Here is a 15,659-nt window from a genome sequence, read left to right on the forward strand (position 1 = left end):
GAGAGAAGGGATCGTCTCGATTGTGCAGATTGATAGTTTGTCCTGTCAAATGATAGGCTTTCGACACGCACCACAGCACGACGAAGGAGTTCCACGACATGACCGAGCATGGGGAGCCGTTCGACCTGATCACCATCGGGCGCATCGGTGTCGACCTCTACCCCCTGCAAGACGGGGTGGGGCTGGAGGACGTCGAGACGTTCGGCAAGTTCCTCGGCGGCAGCGCGACCAACGTGTCGATCGCCGCCGCGCGGCACGGTCTCCGCTCGGCGGTGGTGACCGCCACAGGCGACGACCCGTTCGGGCGGTACGCCCACCGCGAGCTGCGCCGGCTGGGAGTCGACGACCGGTTCGTCGGCACGGTCGGCACTCTCAAGACGCCGGTGACCTTCTGCGAGATCTTCCCGCCGGATGACTTCCCGCTGTACTTCTACCGCGACCCGCTCGCGCCCGACCTCGCCCTCACGGCGAAGGACCTCGACCTCCACGCGATCAGCCGGGCGCGCATCTACTGGTCGACCGTGACCGGCCTGTCCCGCGACCCGAGCCGCACCGCGCACCATGTGGCGTGGGAGGCGCGGGGTCGTCGGCCGCTCACCGTCCTCGACCTGGACTACCGGCCGATGTTCTGGCCGAACGGGGCGGCGGCCACGGCCGAGGTCGAGCGCGCGCTCGGCCACGTCACGGTCGCCGTCGGCAACCGCGAGGAGTGCGAGATCGCGGTGGGCGAGACCGAGCCGCTGCGAGCGGCGGACGCCCTCCTCGAGCGCGGCGTCGAGCTGGCCGTGGTCAAGCAGGGCCCGCGGGGCGTCCTCGCCAAGACCCGCGAGGAGACCGTGGAGGTGCCTCCGTACCTCGTGGAGGTCGTCAACGGCCTCGGCGCGGGCGACGGCTTCGGCGGCGCGCTCTGCTACGGCCTGCTGCAGGACTGGTCGCTGGAGCGGGTCATCCGCTTCGCCAACATCGCAGGAGCCATCGTGGCCACGCGCCGCGAGTGCTCCACCGCCATGCCGACGACCGCCGAGGTCGAGTCGGTGCTGAAGGAGCTCCAGAATGTCCACAGCTGACCTGATCGCCGGCCCTGCTCCGATCATCGACACGGCCGCCTTCGAGCGCCTCCGCGCCCGCCGCCACGCCAGCCCCGACGACGTGGCGACCGTGCTCGCCACGCGCACCCGCCGCCCGCTGGTCCGCGACGACGGCCGCCTGTTCATCGTCGCGGCCGACCATCCGGCCCGGGGCGCCCTTGGCGTCGGCGACGACCCGATCGCGATGGCCGACCGCTACGACCTCCTCCAGCGGCTCGCGCTCGCGCTGTCCAGGCCAGGCGTGGACGGCGTGCTCGGCACCCCGGACATCATCGAAGACCTGGCGCTGCTCGGCGCCCTCGACGACAAGATCGCCGTCGGCTCGATGAACCGCGGCGGCCTCCGCGGCGCCGTCTTCGAGATGGACGACCGCTACACCGGCTACGACGTCGACGCGATGGTGCACGACGGCGTTGACGCGGCCAAACTGCTCGTCCGCATCAACCTGGAGGACGCCGGAACGGCGCGCACGCTGGAGGCGACGGCGCACGCTGTCACCGCGGCGGCCCGCGCGCGGCTCCCGATCCTCCTCGAGCCGTTCCTGAGCCGCTGGAACGACGGCCGGGTCGTCAACGACCTCACGACGGACGCGGTCATCCACTCGGTGGCCATCGCCTCCGGCCTGGGCGCCTCGTCGGCGTACACCTGGCTCAAGCTCCCGGTCGTGCCCGAGATGGAGCGCGTCATGGCGGCGACCACGCTGCCCGCGCTCCTGCTCGGCGGCGACACCGACGCCGCGCCCGAGGAGACCTTCGCGTCGTGGGAGGCCGCACTCGCGCTCCCGGGCGTGCACGGCCTCGTCGTCGGGCGTACGCTCCTCTACCCGAAGGACGGGGACGTCGGCCGCGCGGTCGACATCGCCGCCTCCCTCGTCCACGGCCGCTGATCCGGCCCGCTCACCCGCACCCAGTACCTCGAAGGAACACACCATGACCAGCACCGACACCACCACCGCCCCCGTCGCCGCGGGCGAGCTGCCGACCATCCCGCACTGGATCGACGGCGCCGCGCGGCCCTCCACGAGCGGGCGCACCGCTCCGGTCTTCAACCCGGCCCTCGGCGTCGCGACGGCGAACGTCGCCCTCGCCGATCAGGCCGAGATCGACGAGGCGATCGCCTCGGCGCAGCGTGGCTTCGAGGTGTGGGGCCAGTACTCGATCGCCAAGCGCCAGACGGTGCTCTTCGCGTTCCGCGAGCTGCTGAACGCGCGCAAGGGCGAGCTGGCCGCGATCATCACGGCCGAGCACGGCAAGGTGCTCTCCGATGCGATGGGCGAGATCCTGCGCGGTCAGGAGGTCGTGGAGCTGGCGACCGGGTTCCCGCACCTGATCAAGGGCGCCTACTCCGAGAACGCGTCGACCGGCATCGACGTGTACTCGCTGAAGCAGCCGCTCGGCGTGGTGGGCATCATCTCCCCGTTCAACTTCCCGGCGATGGTGCCGATGTGGTTCTTCCCGGTCGCGATCGCGGCCGGCAACGCCGTGGTGCTCAAGCCGAGCGAGAAGGACCCGTCGGCCGCACTGTGGATCGCCGCGCTCTGGAAGGAGGCCGGCCTCCCGGACGGCGTCTTCACCGTGCTCCAGGGCGACAAGCTCGCCGTCGACGGCCTCCTGAACAGCCCGGTCGTCCAGTCCATCTCGTTCGTCGGCTCGACCCCGATCGCGCAGTACATCTACGAGACGGCGTCCAAGAACGGCAAGCGCGTCCAGGCGCTCGGCGGCGCGAAGAACCACATGCTGGTGCTGCCCGACGCCGACCTCGACCTGGTGGCCGACCAGGCGGTCAACGCCGGGTACGGCGCGGCGGGCGAGCGCTGCATGGCTGTCTCGGTCGTGCTCGCCGTGGAGCCGGTCGCGGACGACCTCATCGCGAAGATCACCGAGCGCATCGGCAGGCTGCGCATCGGCAACGGCGCGGGCGACGGCCAGGGCGAGCCCGACATGGGGCCGTTGATCACCGGTGTGCACCGCGACAAGGTGTCCGGCTACGTCGACATCGCCGAGGCCGACGGCGCGGACATCGTGGTCGACGGCCGCGGCTTCACGGTGGAGGGCCACGAGGACGGCTTCTTCTTCGGCCCGACGCTCATCGACAACATCCCGCTCACCTCCGCCGCCTACCGCGAGGAGATCTTCGGGCCGGTGCTGTCCATCGTGCGCGTGCAGACCTTCCAAGAGGGTCTCGACCTCATCAACTCCGGGCAGTTCGGCAACGGCACCGCGATCTTCACCAACGACGGCGGCGCCGCCCGGCGGTTCCAGAACGAAGTGCAGGTCGGCATGATCGGCATCAACGTGCCCATCCCGGTCCCGGTCGCGTACCACTCGTTCGGCGGCTGGAAGGCCTCCCTGTTCGGCGACGCCAAGGCGTACGGCGTGCACGGCTTCGACTTCTTCACCCGCGAGAAGGCGATCACCAGCCGCTGGCTCGACCCGGCGACGCACGGCGGCATCAACCTCGGCTTCCCGCAGAACACCTGAGGATCGCAGACGTGGCAGAGCACAACGAATGGTTCTTCCCGCGCGGCGCGCTGAGCGACCGGTGGTGGGAGTCCGTGGTCGACGACTCCCTCGACGGCTGGCAGCACACCGGGCTCAGGGTCGCGGAGCTCGCCGGCAACGCAGTCGAGCTGGAGGCCGGTGACGTCGAGCGCATCGTCGTCCCGCTTGCCGGGTCGTTCGCGGTCGAGCACGAGGGGCAGACCACCCACCTCGCCGGCCGGTCCAGTGTCTTCGACGGGCCGACGGACGTGGTCTACATCGGAGCGGGCAACGGCCTGAAGGTCACCGGCTTCGGCCGGGTGGCCGTAACGGAGGCCCCGACGCGTGTGCGCAAGCCGTCGGTGTACATCGCGAAGGATGCGGTGCCCGTCGAGCTGCGCGGCGCTGGCCGGGACAGCCGTCAAGTGCACAACTTCGGCACTCCGGGAGCCGTGGATGCGGCCTCCCTGATCGTGTGCGAGGTCATCACTCCGTCCGGCAACTGGTCGTCGCATCCCGCCCACAAGCACGACGAGGACGTGCCCGGCCACGAGTCCCGGCTCGAGGAGATCTACTACTTCGAGTCGGCTCCCGTGCGCGGCGCGAACGCCCCGGCGATCGCCGACGCCTTCGGGAGCTTCGCCACCTATCGCTCGGCCGCCGGCGATATCGAGACCAACGCGCTCGTGCGCACCGGCGACATCGCCCTGGTGCCGTTCGGCTACCACGGCCCGGCGGTCGCGGCCCCGGAGTACGACCTCTACTACCTCAACGTCATGGCCGGGCCGGGGGAGGAGCGGGCGTGGCTGATCAGCGACGATCCGCGCCAGGCCTGGCTGCGCGACACCTGGACCGCCCAGGACACCGACCCTCGCCTTCCCTACGTCTCGACCACGCAAGGAGCCGCGCAATGATGACCAACACGGCGACGACCCGCAGGATGACGGTGGCCCAGGCGCTCGTCGAGTTCCTCGCCAACCAGTGGACCGTCGACGGCGACGTGCGCGAGCGCACCATCCCCGGGATGCTCGGCATCTTCGGGCACGGCAACGTCGCCGGCATCGGCCAGGCGCTCAAGCAGGCGAACGTGCAGGACCCGACCCTGATGCCGTACTACCAGGCGCGCAATGAGCAGGCGATGGTCCACCAGGCGGTCGGCTACGCCCGCATCCACCGCCGCCGGGCCACGCTCGCCTCGACCGCCTCGGTCGGACCGGGCGCCGCCAACATGATCACCGGCGCCGCCCTCGCGACGGCCAACCGCCTCCCGGCGCTGCTGCTGCCGTCCGACACGTTCGCGACGCGCGTCGCCGACCCGGTGCTGCAGCAGCTCGAGCACCCGCACGATCTCGGCATCCAGGTGACGGACGCCTTCCGTCCGGTGTCGCGGTTCTTCGACCGCGTGCAGCGGCCGGAGCAGCTCTTCTCGATCGCCCTCGCTGCGATGCGCGTGCTGACCGACCCGGCCGAGACCGGCGCAGTGACCATCGCGCTGCCGGAGGACGTGCAGGCCGAGGCGCTCGACGTCCCGGAGGAGTTCCTCGCCCCCCGCGACTGGCACGTCCGCCGCCCGGTCCCGGAGGGCTGGGCGCTGCAGGCGGCTGTCGACGCCATCCGCGGCGCGCAGCGTCCGGTGATCGTCGCGGGCGGCGGGATGCTGTACTCGGGCGCGGAGGACGTGCTGCGCGCGTTCGTGGAGGCCACCGGCATCCCGGTCGGCACCACGCAGGCCGGCGGGGGCTCGCTGAGCTGGGACCACCCGCAGTACCTCGGCGGCGTCGGCGCGACCGGCACGACCGCCGCCAACCGGGTCACCGCGCAGGCCGACCTCGTTATCGGTGTCGGGACCCGTTACAGCGACTTCACCACCGCCAGCCGCACGGTCTTCCAGAACCCGGACGTGCGGTTCGTGAACCTCAACGTCGCACCGTTCGACGCCTACAAGCACGGCTCGCAACTCCCGCTGATCGCCGACGCGCGGGAGGCGCTCACGGCCCTGACCGCGGCCCTCGCCGGGCACACGGTGCACCCCGGCTACGCGACGTGGATCGCTGAGGAGAAGACGGAGTGGGACGCCGTTGCCGACGAGGCCCTCGCTCCCACGACTCTCGACGGCGAATCCTCGCTCATCGGTCAGCCGCAGATCATCGGCGCGGTCCAGCGGGCCTCCGACCCGCGCGACGTGGTCGTGCAGGCGGCGGGCTCCCTCCCGGGCGACCTCCACAAGCTGTGGCGCGTCCGCGACCCACTCGGCTACCACGTCGAATATGCCTTCTCGTGCATGGGCTACGAGATCGCCGGCGGGATGGGCGTCAAACGCGGGCTCGAAGCGGCCGGCGACGACCGCGACGTCATCGTCCTCGTCGGCGACGGCTCCTATCTGATGCTGCACACCGAGCTCGCGACCGCCGTCGCCGAGGGCATCAAGATCGTCGTCGTGCTCATCCAGAACCACGGCTACGCCTCCATCGGCCACCTCTCCGAGACGGTCGGCTCGCAACGCTACGGCACCCGCTACCGGTACCGCGATGAGGCCGAGCTGAACTTCGAGCGCGGCGACTTCCTGCCCGTCGACCTCGCCGCCAACGCGCGCAGCTTCGGCATCGACGTGATCGAGCTCGCGCCGGGTCCCGATGCCGCCGCCCGGCTCGAGGAGGCGGTCAGAGCGGCCAAGGCGTCCACGACCTCCACGCTGATCCACCTCGACTCCGACCCGTTCGTGTACGGGCCGGACGGCGAGGGCTGGTGGGACGTCCCGGTCGCGGAGACCTCCGAGCTGGAGAGCACGCAGACCGCGCGCGCCGACTACGTCCGGCAGCGGAAGCAGCAGCGGCCCCTGCTCGGCTGAGCGCGCCGCACCGAACCACCCCGACCACCACCGCCACCGAAGGACGACGATGACCGACACCGCCACCGACCACCGCCCGGCCGAGGCGCACACCTCCGGCCTCCGCATCGGCACCGCGCCCGACTCGTGGGGCGTGTGGTTCCCGGAGGACCCGCGGCAGACACCGTGGGACCGCTTCCTCGACGAGGTCCAGGCCGCGGGGTACCACTGGATCGAGCTCGGGCCGTACGGCTACCTCCCGACCGACCCGGCGCAGCTCCTGGACGAGCTCGCCGAGCGCGACCTGCAGATCAGCGGCGGCACCGTCTTCACCGGGTTCCACAAGGGCGCCGACCAGTGGGACCGCGCCCTCGAGCAGGTCGAGAAGGTCGCCGCGCTCACCCGGGCGGTCGGCGGCGAGCACATCGTCGTCATCCCCGACCTCTGGCGGTCGGATGCCACCGGCGAGACCCTGGAGCCGCGCACGCTGACCGACGAGCAGTGGACGTCGCTGGCCGCCGGGCACGACCGCCTCGGTCGTATGCTGCTCGAGGAATACGGTCTCCGTCAGCAGTTCCACTCGCACGCCGACTCCCACGTCGGCACGCACCGCGAGGTCGAGCGCCTGCTCGCGCAGACCGATCCGCGCTACGTGAACCTCTGCCTCGACACCGGCCACTTCGCCTACTACGGCGGAGACAGCGTCACGCTGATCCAGGACCACCCGGAACGCATCGGGTATCTGCACCTCAAGCAGATAGACCCGGAGCTGCGCTTCGAGGTGCTCAAGAACGATGTCGCGTTCGCGGACGCCGCGATCGACGTGATGGTCGAGCCGCCGGCCGGCATCCCGGACTTCGCGCCGATCATCGAGGCGGTCGCCGCCATCGACCCGGAGATCTTCGCGATCGTCGAGCAGGACATGCCCGGCATCGACATCGACGTCCCGCTCGGGATCGCCACCCGCACCCGGCAGCACATCTTCGGATGCTCGCCGCTGACCCGCACGCGCTGACCTCCCACGCCGACTCCTCCCCGCCGACTCCCTCCGCCACGCACAGAATCGAGCCGTAACCGCATGACCACCAGCAACCAGGACCTCCGCGTCGGCGTCGTCGGCGCCGGGCAGATGGGCGCCGACCACATCCAGCGCATCACCCGCACGATCAGCGGGGCGACCGTCTCCGCGATCGTGGAGCCGGACGCCGGCCGGGCGGAGGCCGCGGCAGCCGCGGCGCCGGGAGCGCGGGCGTTCGCGAGCGTGGAGGACGCCCTCGACGCGTCCGCCCTTGACGCGGTGATCATCGCGACGCCCGGCCAGTTCCACGAGCCCGTGCTGGTGCCCGCGCTGGAGGCGACGCTCCCCATCCTGTGCGAGAAGCCGCTGACGCCGGACAGTGCGTCGTCGCTGCGCATCCTGGAGCTGGAGCAGAAGCTCGACCGCCCGCACATCCAGCTCGGCTTCATGCGCCGCTTCGACGACGAGTACCGCGCGCTGCGCGAGCTCATCGTCGGCGGCGACGCGGGGGAGCTGCTGATGCTGCGCGGCGTGCACCGCAACCCGTCGGTGCCCGACAGCTACACCCAGTCGATGCTCATCACCGACTCGGTCGTGCACGAGTTCGACGTCATGCCGTGGCTCGCCGGCTCGCCCGTGCGCAGCGTCGAGGTCAAGTACCCGCGGCGCAACGACCTCGCGCCCGAGCGGCTCCGCGAGCCCATCCTGGTGCTCATCGAGCTGGAGAACGGCGTGCTGGTCGACGTGGAGATGAACGTCAGCGCGCGGTTCGGCTACCAGGTCGGCACCGAGGCGGTCTTCCAGACCGGCACCGCGCGCATCGGCCAGCCGTCCGGCCTGCAGCGCTGGTCGGACGCCGCGTTCTCGATCGCCGAGCACACGACGTTCAAGACCCGGTTCGCCCGCGCGTACGACGCCCAGGTGCAGGCGTGGGTGGACGCCGTCCGCGACGGCTCGCTCATCGCCGGGCCGAACGCCTGGGACGGCTATCTGGTCGCCCTCGCGTGCGAGGCCGGCGTCCGCGCGCTGGACCAGTCCGGCCCCGTCCCCGTAGCGACGCCGGCCCGCCCGCTGTTCTACACGTAACCACCTGTCCCCGAAGGGCACGTAAACGCCCCTAAAACGCCGTTTTAGGGGCGTCTACGTGCCCCTCGACAGGTGGACGGCGGGGTCAGCGGTCGACGAGGGTGAGCTCGAACGAGTAGAGGTCGGGCCGGTACACATGCCGGCCGAACTCCACGGCCCGGCCGGAGTTGTCGAACGCGGTGCGCGACATGGTGAGCAGCGGCGACCCGCGGCGGATCTCCAGGAGGTCGGCCTCGTTCGCGTTCGCGGCGCGAGCGCCGATCCGCTGGTTGGCGACCCGGATGGCCACGCCGCGCGCCTTCAGGAGCTGGTAGAGGCCGCGCGTCTCCAGATCCTCGCGCGAGATGTCGATGAAGTCCTCCGGCAGCGTGTTCTCGAGGATCGCCAGCGGGACGCCGTCCGCCGACCGCAGCCGGGTGAGCTCCAGCACCGGGTTGCCGTACGGGACGCCGAGCTCCTTCGCCGCGGTGTCGTCCGCGATCCCGATCTCGTACGAGATGACGCGGGTCGTCGGCGTCTGCCCGGACTGGCCCAGGTCCTCGTAGAGGCTGGTCAGCTCGACGTTGCGGGTCACCCGGCCGTGGACGACCTGCGTCCCGATGCCGCGGCGGCGGACCAGGAGGCCCTTGTCGACCAGCTCCTGCAGCGCCCGGCGGATGGTGGGGCGCGACAGCCCGAGCCGGTTGCCGAGCGAGATCTCGTTCTCGAGGCGCGATCCCGGAGGCACCGTCTCGGAGCGGATCGCTGCCTCCAGCGCCGTCGCGAGCTGGTAATAGAGCGGCACCGGGCTGCCCTTGTCGAGGCTGTCGAAGAGGTCCACGGGCAGCGGGTACTCGGCTTGCATCCGTGTCCTCCACAGGTCGAGCTAAATGTCAGAACAACCGTACACCTTGTGGATGATGTCCACCCGGAGGAGGGCCGCAGGCTTATTCGGCGGCGCTGAGCGCGATGGTGCCGACGCCGAGGGCGGCGAGGATCGCGGCCGAGATGCGTTCGAGCGTCTTGGCCACCGCCGGCCGTTTGAGCCAGAGGATAGCGCGCGACGCGAGCAGCGCCACCACCGTGAGGTAGGCCGCGGCGACGACCGCGTCGATCGCGCCCAGCAGGAGCGTGTTGCCGATCGCGGCGCCGTCGTGGGGGACGAACTGCGGCGCGATAGCGAGGAAGAAGAGGCCGACCTTGGGGTTCATCACCGTGGACAGCACCCCGGCGAGGAAGCCGGAGTGGAGGCGGGTCGTCCGTACCTTTGCCTCCGGGCCATGGGCGGCATGCCGGCGGCTGGCGATCAGCGCTGAGATGCCGAGATAGATGAGGTAGAGGCCGCCCGCGATCTTGACGACGCGGTAGACCTCGGCGGACTGCTCCAGCAGCGCGGCCAGCCCGAGCGCGACGGCGAGCGCCCACAGCATCGAGCCGACGGCGGACCCCGCCGACGCCGCGAGGCCGGCGCCCGGGCGGGCCAGGCTGTAACGGAGGACGAGGAAGGTGTCGGGGCCGGGCGTCACCGCCAGGATCACGCAGAGGCCCGCGAACGCGAGGAGGGCGGGGGCTGTCATGCAGCAAGTGTAGGGGGGCGTAGGCTCCCGCCATGACGGACGACCTCCTCGCCGCTGTCCGCGCACGCTTCGACGGCCGGGCCGCGGAGTACGACACGAGCGAGATGCACCGCGAGCTCGCCGCCGCGGCCGCCGACTTCGCGGACCTGGACGGCGTGCGAGACGTGCTGGACGTCGCCACCGGGACCGGCCTGGTGCTGCGGGCCCTCCGTGAACGCGACCCCGCACTCCGGCTGAGCGGCATCGACCTCTCCGGCGGGATGGTGGAGGTCGCGCGCGGCGAACTCCCGGACGCTGTGCTGGTCGAGGGCGACGCGACCGTGCTCCCGTTCGGTGACGACACGTTCGACCTGGTCACCTGCGTGACGGGCTTGCACCTCTTCCCCGACCCGGACGCCGCGGTCGCCGAGTGGGTGCGCGTCCTCCGGCCGGGAGGCCGCGCCGTCACCGCGACCTTCGGCGACATCGACCTCTCCCAGCACGGCGGCCGCCACGGCGCGGAGCCGCCGCCTTACCCGACCCACCACGAGCGCTTCCGCACCCCGGAGCTGCTAGCCGCCGCCGTCGCCCCGGCCGGCCTCGCCCTCGCCCGCCACGCCTGGTGGTCGAACGGAGACGACCGAGTCCTCCTGGCCGATCTCCTCCCCGCCTGACCGGGCCTCCGCAGGCAACGGAGGACCGATGCCCTTCTATTAGTTGATATTGGTCCACTAATTAGATATGGTTGCTAATTGTCAACCAATCGCGAAGGAATCACATGTCCACAGTCACCACGACGGAGGCCCCCGCCTCGGCCATGTCGCACCGGCAGGTGCTCGAGTCCCTGTCCGGGCTGCTGCTCGGGATGTTCGTCTCGATCCTCGCGGGAACGGTCGTCTCGACCTCCCTCCCGCGCATCATCTCCGAGCTGGGCGGCAACCAGACGGCGTTCACCTGGGTCGTGACCAGCACCCTCCTCGCGACCACGGTCTCCACGCCGATCTGGGGCAAGCTCGCCGACCTGCTCAACCGCAAGATCCTCATCCAGCTCGCGCTCGTGCTGTTCGTCCTCGGCTCCGCGCTCGCCGGCTTCTCGCAGAACACCGAGATGCTGATCGGCTTCCGCGTGGTGCAGGGCCTCGGCGCCGGCGGTCTGACCGCGCTGAGCCAGATCATCATGGCCGACATCATCAGCCCCCGCGACCGCGGCCGCTACATGGGCCTCTTCGGCGGCATCATGGCCCTCGGCACGATCGGTGGCCCGCTGATCGGCGGCCTGCTCACCGACTCCGTCGGCTGGCGCTGGAACTTCTTCGTCGGCGTCCCGGTCGCCATCGTCGCGATCATCCTGCTGCAGCTCACGCTCAAGCTCCCGAAGCGCCCGGCGCGCACGGTGCGCATCGACTACCTCGGCGCGATCTTCCTGGCCGGCGGCATCTCGCTGCTGCTCGTCTGGGTCACAATGGCCGGTACGCAGTTCGACTGGTGGAGCGCGCAGACCTTCTGGATGGTCGGCGGATCGATCGCGCTGCTGGCGGCCACGGTGATCACCGAGCTCGTGGTGAAGGAGCCGATCATCCCGCTCGGGATGTTCAAGAACCGCACGTTCACGCTCGCGGTCATCGCCTCCATCTCGGTGGGCGTCGCGATGTTCGGCACGTCGGTCTTCCTCGGTCAGTACATGCAGCTCGCCCGCGGCGCCACCCCGACCGAGTCGGGCCTGCTGACCCTCCCGATGATCGTCGGCCTGCTGCTCTCGTCCACGATCGTGGGTAACCTGATCAGCCGGTTCGGCAAGTGGAAGGCGTTCATGGTCGCCGGCTCCGTGCTGCTGACCGTCGGTCTGTACCTCATGAGCACGATCGAGTACGACACCAATTACGTACTGGTCTCGCTCTACATGCTCATCCTGGGCGCGGGCGTCGGCATGGTCATGCAGAACCTGGTGCTCATCGTGCAGAACACGGTGCGCCCGGAGCAGCTCGGCGCGGCCAGCTCGAACGTCGCGTTCTTCCGCAGCCTCGGCGGCACCATCGGCGTCTCGGTGATGGGCAGCCTCCTCGGCACGAAGGTCACCGACCTGATGGCCGACCGTCAGCACGACCTCCAGCTCGCCATCGCCAAGCTCGGCCAGAAGGGCCTGGAGGTCGCCCAGTCGCTGCAGACCGGCACCCTGCCCGAGGTGGGGAAGCTGCCGGTCGGCATCCGGACCATCATCGAGGCGGTCTACGGCCAGGCGGTCGCCGACATCTTCCTGGTGGCGGTGCCGCTGGCGATCGTGACGATCGTCGCGATCCTGCTGCTGCCGAACGCCAAGCTCGGCTCGAAGACCGCCATCCAGCAGCTCGAGGAGAACGCCGATGCGTCCGCCGCCCCGGAGTCCGCTGCCGAGCAGGCCGAGGAGACGGTCGTGGAGGTCGCCGAGGCCCTGATCGGAGCGCCGGCGACCGGCTCGATCGGCACTCAGGAACGGCGCTGACCGGACGCGTTATGATCGCGGCCATGAACAACACGGAGCGGGCGGCGCTGCAGGACGGCACCGCCCGCTCCGGTTCGGCGCCGGCCGACCCGGCCGACGCGGCGATCGCGGCGGTCGAGGAGCAATTCACCATCCTCTTCAACCGCGTGAGCGCCGGGATGCGCGAGCGCTCCGCGCGCGTGCACCCCGACCTGCAGCCGGTCGGCTTCAAGCTCCTGAACACCCTGGTGCGGACCGGTCCCGTGCACGCGGGCGCGCTCGCCGGGGAGCTCGCGACGGACAAGAGCGTCGTCAGCCGCCAGGTCCGCATCCTGGAGGAGCTCGGTTTCGTCGAGCGCCGCACCGACCCGGCCGACCGCCGCGCCAGCTTCCTGGTCGCGACGCCCGCCGCGATCGAGCGCGTCAACGAGGCCCGCGCCGCCGACCAGGCGCAGCTCTACCGCAGCCTCCGCCAGTGGGGCCCCGACGACGTCTCCCACCTCGCGGCCCTCCTCGCCCGCCTCAACAACTTCTGACCCCGAGACGGCGCAAACTCGCCCGAAAACCGCCGAGTGGGCGGAGAATCCGCCGCCTCGGCGGGTCAGCGCGCGGGGAGGCGCAGCTCGAGCGCGGTGCCCGCGGGGCCGGTGGAGGCGACGCGGACCTCGCCGCCGTGGCGCACGGCGACCTCGCGCACGAGTGCGAGCCCGATTCCGAAGCCCGAGCGGGAGCGGCCGGCGGTCGCGGCGGCCGCGGGGGCGGCGCGGGCGAACCGGTCGAAGATCCGGGCCGGGTCGATGCCCTGGATGCCAGGCCCCTGGTCGGCCACGGTCAGGTACGCCGAGCGCCCCTCCCGCCGGATCGTCGCGGTCACCACGCCGCCGGCGGGGGAGTGGGCGACCGCATTGTCGAGCAGGGCCGTCGCGCAGCGCTGCAGCGTCGTCGCCGGGACCTCGCTCGTCACCTCGTCCCGCACCTCCAGCCGGACCGTCACCCCGGCCTGCTCCGCGAGCACCCCGAGCGACTCGACCGCCCGGCGCACCGGGTCGGCCAGCTGCACGGGACCGTCCGACGCCGCGGCACGCTCGCGTTCGGGGTCGGCGGCGAGCAGCAGGTCGTTGACGACCTCGATCAGCGTGCGGGTGTCGTCGCGCAGCTCCGCCACCGTCGCCGTCGACGGGTCGCCGTCCGGGAGGCCGCGCTGCAGCACCTGCAGGCGCGCGTCGAGCACCGCGAGCGGCGTGCGCAGCTCATGGCTGGCGTCCGCGACGAAGTCCCGCTGCCTGCGCAGCGCCTCCCCGAGCGGCCGCACGGCGCGCCGGGTGACCACCACGGCGAGCACGCCGGCGACGACCACCGCCAGCACGCCCACGACGATGAACGCGATCATCGCGTCCACGGTGTCGATGTAGATCTTGTGCTCGCCGGGGCGCGGGGCCTCCGAGAGCTCCTTCGGCTGGAGCTGGTCGAGCACGAAGAAGAACGCCACCCCGATCGCCGCGACGACCAGCGCACCCGACGCGATGGTGAGTTGGAGGCCGACCGTGCGGGAGGCGCGGCGGACCTCCCGGAAGTCCACGTCGTCGCGCCTGGTCACTGCCGCCTCCTCACAGCTGTCCCAGCCGGTAGCCCTCGCCGCGCACGGTCGCGATGATCTCCGGATCGGTCTTGCGCCGCAGGTAGTGGACGTAGGTGTCGACGGTGCCCGGCTGCTCGTCCGCTTCGAACACGGCCTCGAGGATGTGTGCGCGCGAGAACGTCCGCAGCGGGCTCTCCGCCAGCAGCCGCAGGAGGTCGGACTCCCGCTCGGTGAGCTGGATGCGGCCCTCGTAGGGCGAGTAGATGCTGCGGCTCTCCGGGTAGAACCGCCATCCGCCGACCGGCAGCTCGCGACCCTCGCCGGTGAAGGTGCGGGTCAGCGCCCGCAGCCGGGCGAGCAGCTCGTCGAACTCGAACGGCTTGACCAGGTAGTCGTTCGCCCCGGCGTCCAGGCCTTCGACGCGGTCCCGGAGGGCGCCGAGTGCGGTGAGCATGATGATCGGTGCGACGACGCGGCCGTCGCGCAGCTTGCCGACGAGGGTCACGCCGTCGATGCCGGGCAGCCGGCGGTCGACCACCATCGCGTCGAAACGCTCCCGGAGCCCGACCGCGAGCCCGGCCTCCCCGTCGACCACCCGCGTCACGTCGTAGGCCTCCGACAGCACTTGCTCGATCAGCGGGCCGAGGCGCGCGTCGTCCTCGACGAGCAGCACGCGCAGTCGGGTGGCCTCCATGTCGTTCAACTTATCGCGGCCTCCGCGGTTCGCGGCCGTGCACGGGGTCGAGCCCAGCGCCGATGAGCGGGATCCGCTCCAGCGGCGGCGCGATCAGTCGCAGCACGCCGAGCACGAGCAGGACCGCCGCCGTCGCGTAGACGAGCGACGCCAGCACGTCGCTGGGATTGTGCACACCGAGGTAGACGCGTGAGAACGCGGTGAGCACAGGCGCGACGACCGCGAACGCGATCAGCGTGCGCCGCAGCCGGCCCTGGCCGAACACGATCAGCAGTGCGAGGGCGAGCGCCACCGCGAAGCTGGTGTGCCCGCTCGGGAAGCTGAACCCGGTGTCGGTGAGGACGTGGTGCGGGAGCTGGGCGGACAGCGGCCGCGGACGCTGCACCACATCCTTGACGACGGTGCTGCCGAGCCAGGGGAGCAGGGCGAGCGCCGCGAACGCGAGCGCCGGCCCGAGCCTGCGCCGGGCGATCCAGGTCGCCGCGGAGATCAGCCCGACGATCGCGAGGGCCGCCATCGGCGAGAAAAGGACGTCGTCGGCCAGCGTCACCGCGTCGAGGAACGGCGTGCGGGCTCCCTCGACGACTTGGATGACGGCGAGGTCCCACGCGGTGATCGCAGGGGAGGCCACAATCGCGAGCCCGGCGAGCACCACGAGCAGGATGACGACGAGCGGGAGGACGATGCCGCGGGCGGTGGCGGACGGCGTGGCCGTCGGCCGCTGCGGCTCGACCGGGCGCTGCGGCTCCAGATCGTCTCCGCCGAGCGCGCGGCGGGGTGTGGTCGCGGTCATCGATTCCCCCTTCGACCATCCAGCCTGCGCGCCGCCTCCCCAGATGCCGCTAAGGATCCCCGGCCCGCGACCGGCACCAGGCCTCTCAGAGGATTCTGGGA

General features: G+C 71.2%; 15 protein-coding genes. 10 read left to right on the plus strand and 5 right to left on the minus strand.

The features are described 5' to 3' along the window. Nucleotides 1-98: 98 nt before the first annotated feature. The 7 genes from iolC (at nucleotide 99) to ACFQ9V_RS06220 (ending at nucleotide 8,499) form a co-directional block, all read left to right on the plus strand. Entirely contained in the window at nucleotides 99-1,067 is a 969-nt protein-coding gene (iolC, locus tag ACFQ9V_RS06190; protein ID WP_382458294.1) for a 5-dehydro-2-deoxygluconokinase, read from the plus strand. Then, complete coding sequence (locus ACFQ9V_RS06195) at nucleotides 1,054-1,974, plus strand: class I fructose-bisphosphate aldolase (protein WP_382458295.1); 921 nt, start codon at nucleotides 1,054-1,056, stop codon at nucleotides 1,972-1,974. The genes iolC and ACFQ9V_RS06195 overlap by 14 nt, the downstream gene beginning before the upstream one ends. A gap of 43 nt (nucleotides 1,975-2,017) precedes the next feature. Continuing rightward, nucleotides 2,018-3,568 (plus strand): CoA-acylating methylmalonate-semialdehyde dehydrogenase, encoded by a 1,551-nt coding sequence (locus ACFQ9V_RS06200; RefSeq protein ID WP_382458296.1) that lies wholly within the window; start codon nucleotides 2,018-2,020, stop codon nucleotides 3,566-3,568. 11 nt (nucleotides 3,569-3,579) lie between these two features. Beyond that, nucleotides 3,580-4,482, plus strand: a complete 903-nt coding sequence (iolB, locus tag ACFQ9V_RS06205; RefSeq protein WP_382458297.1) for a 5-deoxy-glucuronate isomerase — start codon at nucleotides 3,580-3,582, stop codon at nucleotides 4,480-4,482. Beyond that, nucleotides 4,479-6,416: a 3D-(3,5/4)-trihydroxycyclohexane-1,2-dione acylhydrolase (decyclizing) gene (iolD, locus tag ACFQ9V_RS06210; RefSeq protein ID WP_382458298.1), complete on the plus strand. Its 1,938-nt coding sequence runs from the start codon at nucleotides 4,479-4,481 to the stop codon at nucleotides 6,414-6,416. Before iolB ends, iolD begins: the two co-directional genes overlap by 4 nt. A gap of 49 nt (nucleotides 6,417-6,465) precedes the next feature. Next, nucleotides 6,466-7,410 carry a sugar phosphate isomerase/epimerase family protein gene (locus ACFQ9V_RS06215; RefSeq protein ID WP_382458299.1) on the plus strand — a complete coding sequence of 315 codons (945 nt, stop codon included), beginning with the start codon at nucleotides 6,466-6,468 and terminating at the stop codon, nucleotides 7,408-7,410. A gap of 63 nt (nucleotides 7,411-7,473) precedes the next feature. Next, entirely contained in the window at nucleotides 7,474-8,499 is a 1,026-nt protein-coding gene (locus ACFQ9V_RS06220) for a Gfo/Idh/MocA family protein (protein ID WP_382458300.1), read from the plus strand. An 85-nt stretch (nucleotides 8,500-8,584) separates the two neighbouring features. Here the strand turns inward: ACFQ9V_RS06220 and ACFQ9V_RS06225 are convergent, their stop codons facing one another. Together ACFQ9V_RS06225 and ACFQ9V_RS06230 are read right to left on the minus strand one after the other, a co-directional pair. Continuing rightward, nucleotides 8,585-9,343: a GntR family transcriptional regulator gene (locus ACFQ9V_RS06225; RefSeq protein ID WP_382458301.1), complete on the minus strand. Its 759-nt coding sequence runs from the start codon at nucleotides 9,341-9,343 to the stop codon at nucleotides 8,585-8,587. 82 nt (nucleotides 9,344-9,425) lie between these two features. Then, nucleotides 9,426-10,055, minus strand: coding sequence for a LysE family translocator (locus ACFQ9V_RS06230; protein WP_382458302.1), 630 nt, complete (start codon nucleotides 10,053-10,055; stop codon nucleotides 9,426-9,428). A gap of 32 nt (nucleotides 10,056-10,087) precedes the next feature. Here ACFQ9V_RS06230 and ACFQ9V_RS06235 point away from each other — a divergent pair, with 32 nt between their 5' ends. The 3 genes from ACFQ9V_RS06235 (at nucleotide 10,088) to ACFQ9V_RS06245 (ending at nucleotide 13,028) form a co-directional block, all read left to right on the plus strand. Next, nucleotides 10,088-10,708, plus strand: a complete 621-nt coding sequence (locus ACFQ9V_RS06235) for a class I SAM-dependent methyltransferase (RefSeq protein WP_382458303.1) — start codon at nucleotides 10,088-10,090, stop codon at nucleotides 10,706-10,708. A gap of 143 nt (nucleotides 10,709-10,851) precedes the next feature. Then, nucleotides 10,852-12,513, plus strand: coding sequence for an MDR family MFS transporter (locus tag ACFQ9V_RS06240; RefSeq protein ID WP_382458426.1), 1,662 nt, complete (start codon nucleotides 10,852-10,854; stop codon nucleotides 12,511-12,513). Between the two features lie 23 nt (nucleotides 12,514-12,536). Beyond that, nucleotides 12,537-13,028: a MarR family winged helix-turn-helix transcriptional regulator gene (locus ACFQ9V_RS06245; RefSeq protein WP_382458304.1), complete on the plus strand. Its 492-nt coding sequence runs from the start codon at nucleotides 12,537-12,539 to the stop codon at nucleotides 13,026-13,028. Nucleotides 13,029-13,093: 65 nt separating this feature from the next. Here ACFQ9V_RS06245 and ACFQ9V_RS06250 read toward each other — a convergent pair whose 3' ends face one another. The 3 genes from ACFQ9V_RS06250 to ACFQ9V_RS06260 are packed head-to-tail and all read right to left on the minus strand — an operon-like array spanning nucleotide 13,094 to nucleotide 15,558. Continuing rightward, the gene (locus ACFQ9V_RS06250) at nucleotides 13,094-14,089 is read right to left on the minus strand and encodes a sensor histidine kinase (protein ID WP_382458305.1); all 996 of its coding nucleotides are present in this window, start codon (nucleotides 14,087-14,089) and stop codon (nucleotides 13,094-13,096) included. A 10-nt stretch (nucleotides 14,090-14,099) separates the two neighbouring features. Next, complete coding sequence (locus ACFQ9V_RS06255) at nucleotides 14,100-14,765, minus strand: response regulator transcription factor (RefSeq protein WP_382458306.1); 666 nt, start codon at nucleotides 14,763-14,765, stop codon at nucleotides 14,100-14,102. A gap of 10 nt (nucleotides 14,766-14,775) precedes the next feature. Next, nucleotides 14,776-15,558: a phosphatase PAP2 family protein gene (locus ACFQ9V_RS06260; protein WP_382458307.1), complete on the minus strand. Its 783-nt coding sequence runs from the start codon at nucleotides 15,556-15,558 to the stop codon at nucleotides 14,776-14,778. Nucleotides 15,559-15,659 lie beyond the last annotated feature (101 nt).

It is taken from the genome of Leifsonia sp. NPDC056665 (genome assembly GCF_042791795.1).
GTDB lineage: Bacteria > Actinomycetota > Actinomycetes > Actinomycetales > Microbacteriaceae > Leifsonia.

Excerpts from the sequence above, each read along its gene's own strand:
- ACFQ9V_RS06255 (WP_382458306.1), bottom strand. The coding sequence starts at position 14,765 with ATGGAGGCCACCCGACTGCGCGTGCTGCTCGTCGAGGACGACGCGCGC.
- iolD (WP_382458298.1), top strand. The coding sequence starts at position 4,479 with ATGATGACCAACACGGCGACGACCCGCAGGATGACGGTGGCCCAGGCG.
- ACFQ9V_RS06215 (WP_382458299.1), top strand. The coding sequence starts at position 6,466 with ATGACCGACACCGCCACCGACCACCGCCCGGCCGAGGCGCACACCTCC.
- ACFQ9V_RS06240 (WP_382458426.1), top strand. The coding sequence starts at position 10,852 with ATGTCGCACCGGCAGGTGCTCGAGTCCCTGTCCGGGCTGCTGCTCGGG.
- ACFQ9V_RS06230 (WP_382458302.1), bottom strand. The coding sequence starts at position 10,055 with ATGACAGCCCCCGCCCTCCTCGCGTTCGCGGGCCTCTGCGTGATCCTG.
- ACFQ9V_RS06260 (WP_382458307.1), bottom strand. The coding sequence starts at position 15,558 with ATGACCGCGACCACACCCCGCCGCGCGCTCGGCGGAGACGATCTGGAG.
- ACFQ9V_RS06245 (WP_382458304.1), top strand. The coding sequence starts at position 12,537 with ATGAACAACACGGAGCGGGCGGCGCTGCAGGACGGCACCGCCCGCTCC.
- ACFQ9V_RS06200 (WP_382458296.1), top strand. The coding sequence starts at position 2,018 with ATGACCAGCACCGACACCACCACCGCCCCCGTCGCCGCGGGCGAGCTG.
- ACFQ9V_RS06225 (WP_382458301.1), bottom strand. The coding sequence starts at position 9,343 with ATGCAAGCCGAGTACCCGCTGCCCGTGGACCTCTTCGACAGCCTCGAC.
- ACFQ9V_RS06195 (WP_382458295.1), top strand. The coding sequence starts at position 1,054 with ATGTCCACAGCTGACCTGATCGCCGGCCCTGCTCCGATCATCGACACG.
- iolC (WP_382458294.1), top strand. The coding sequence starts at position 99 with ATGACCGAGCATGGGGAGCCGTTCGACCTGATCACCATCGGGCGCATC.
- ACFQ9V_RS06235 (WP_382458303.1), top strand. The coding sequence starts at position 10,088 with ATGACGGACGACCTCCTCGCCGCTGTCCGCGCACGCTTCGACGGCCGG.
- ACFQ9V_RS06220 (WP_382458300.1), top strand. The coding sequence starts at position 7,474 with ATGACCACCAGCAACCAGGACCTCCGCGTCGGCGTCGTCGGCGCCGGG.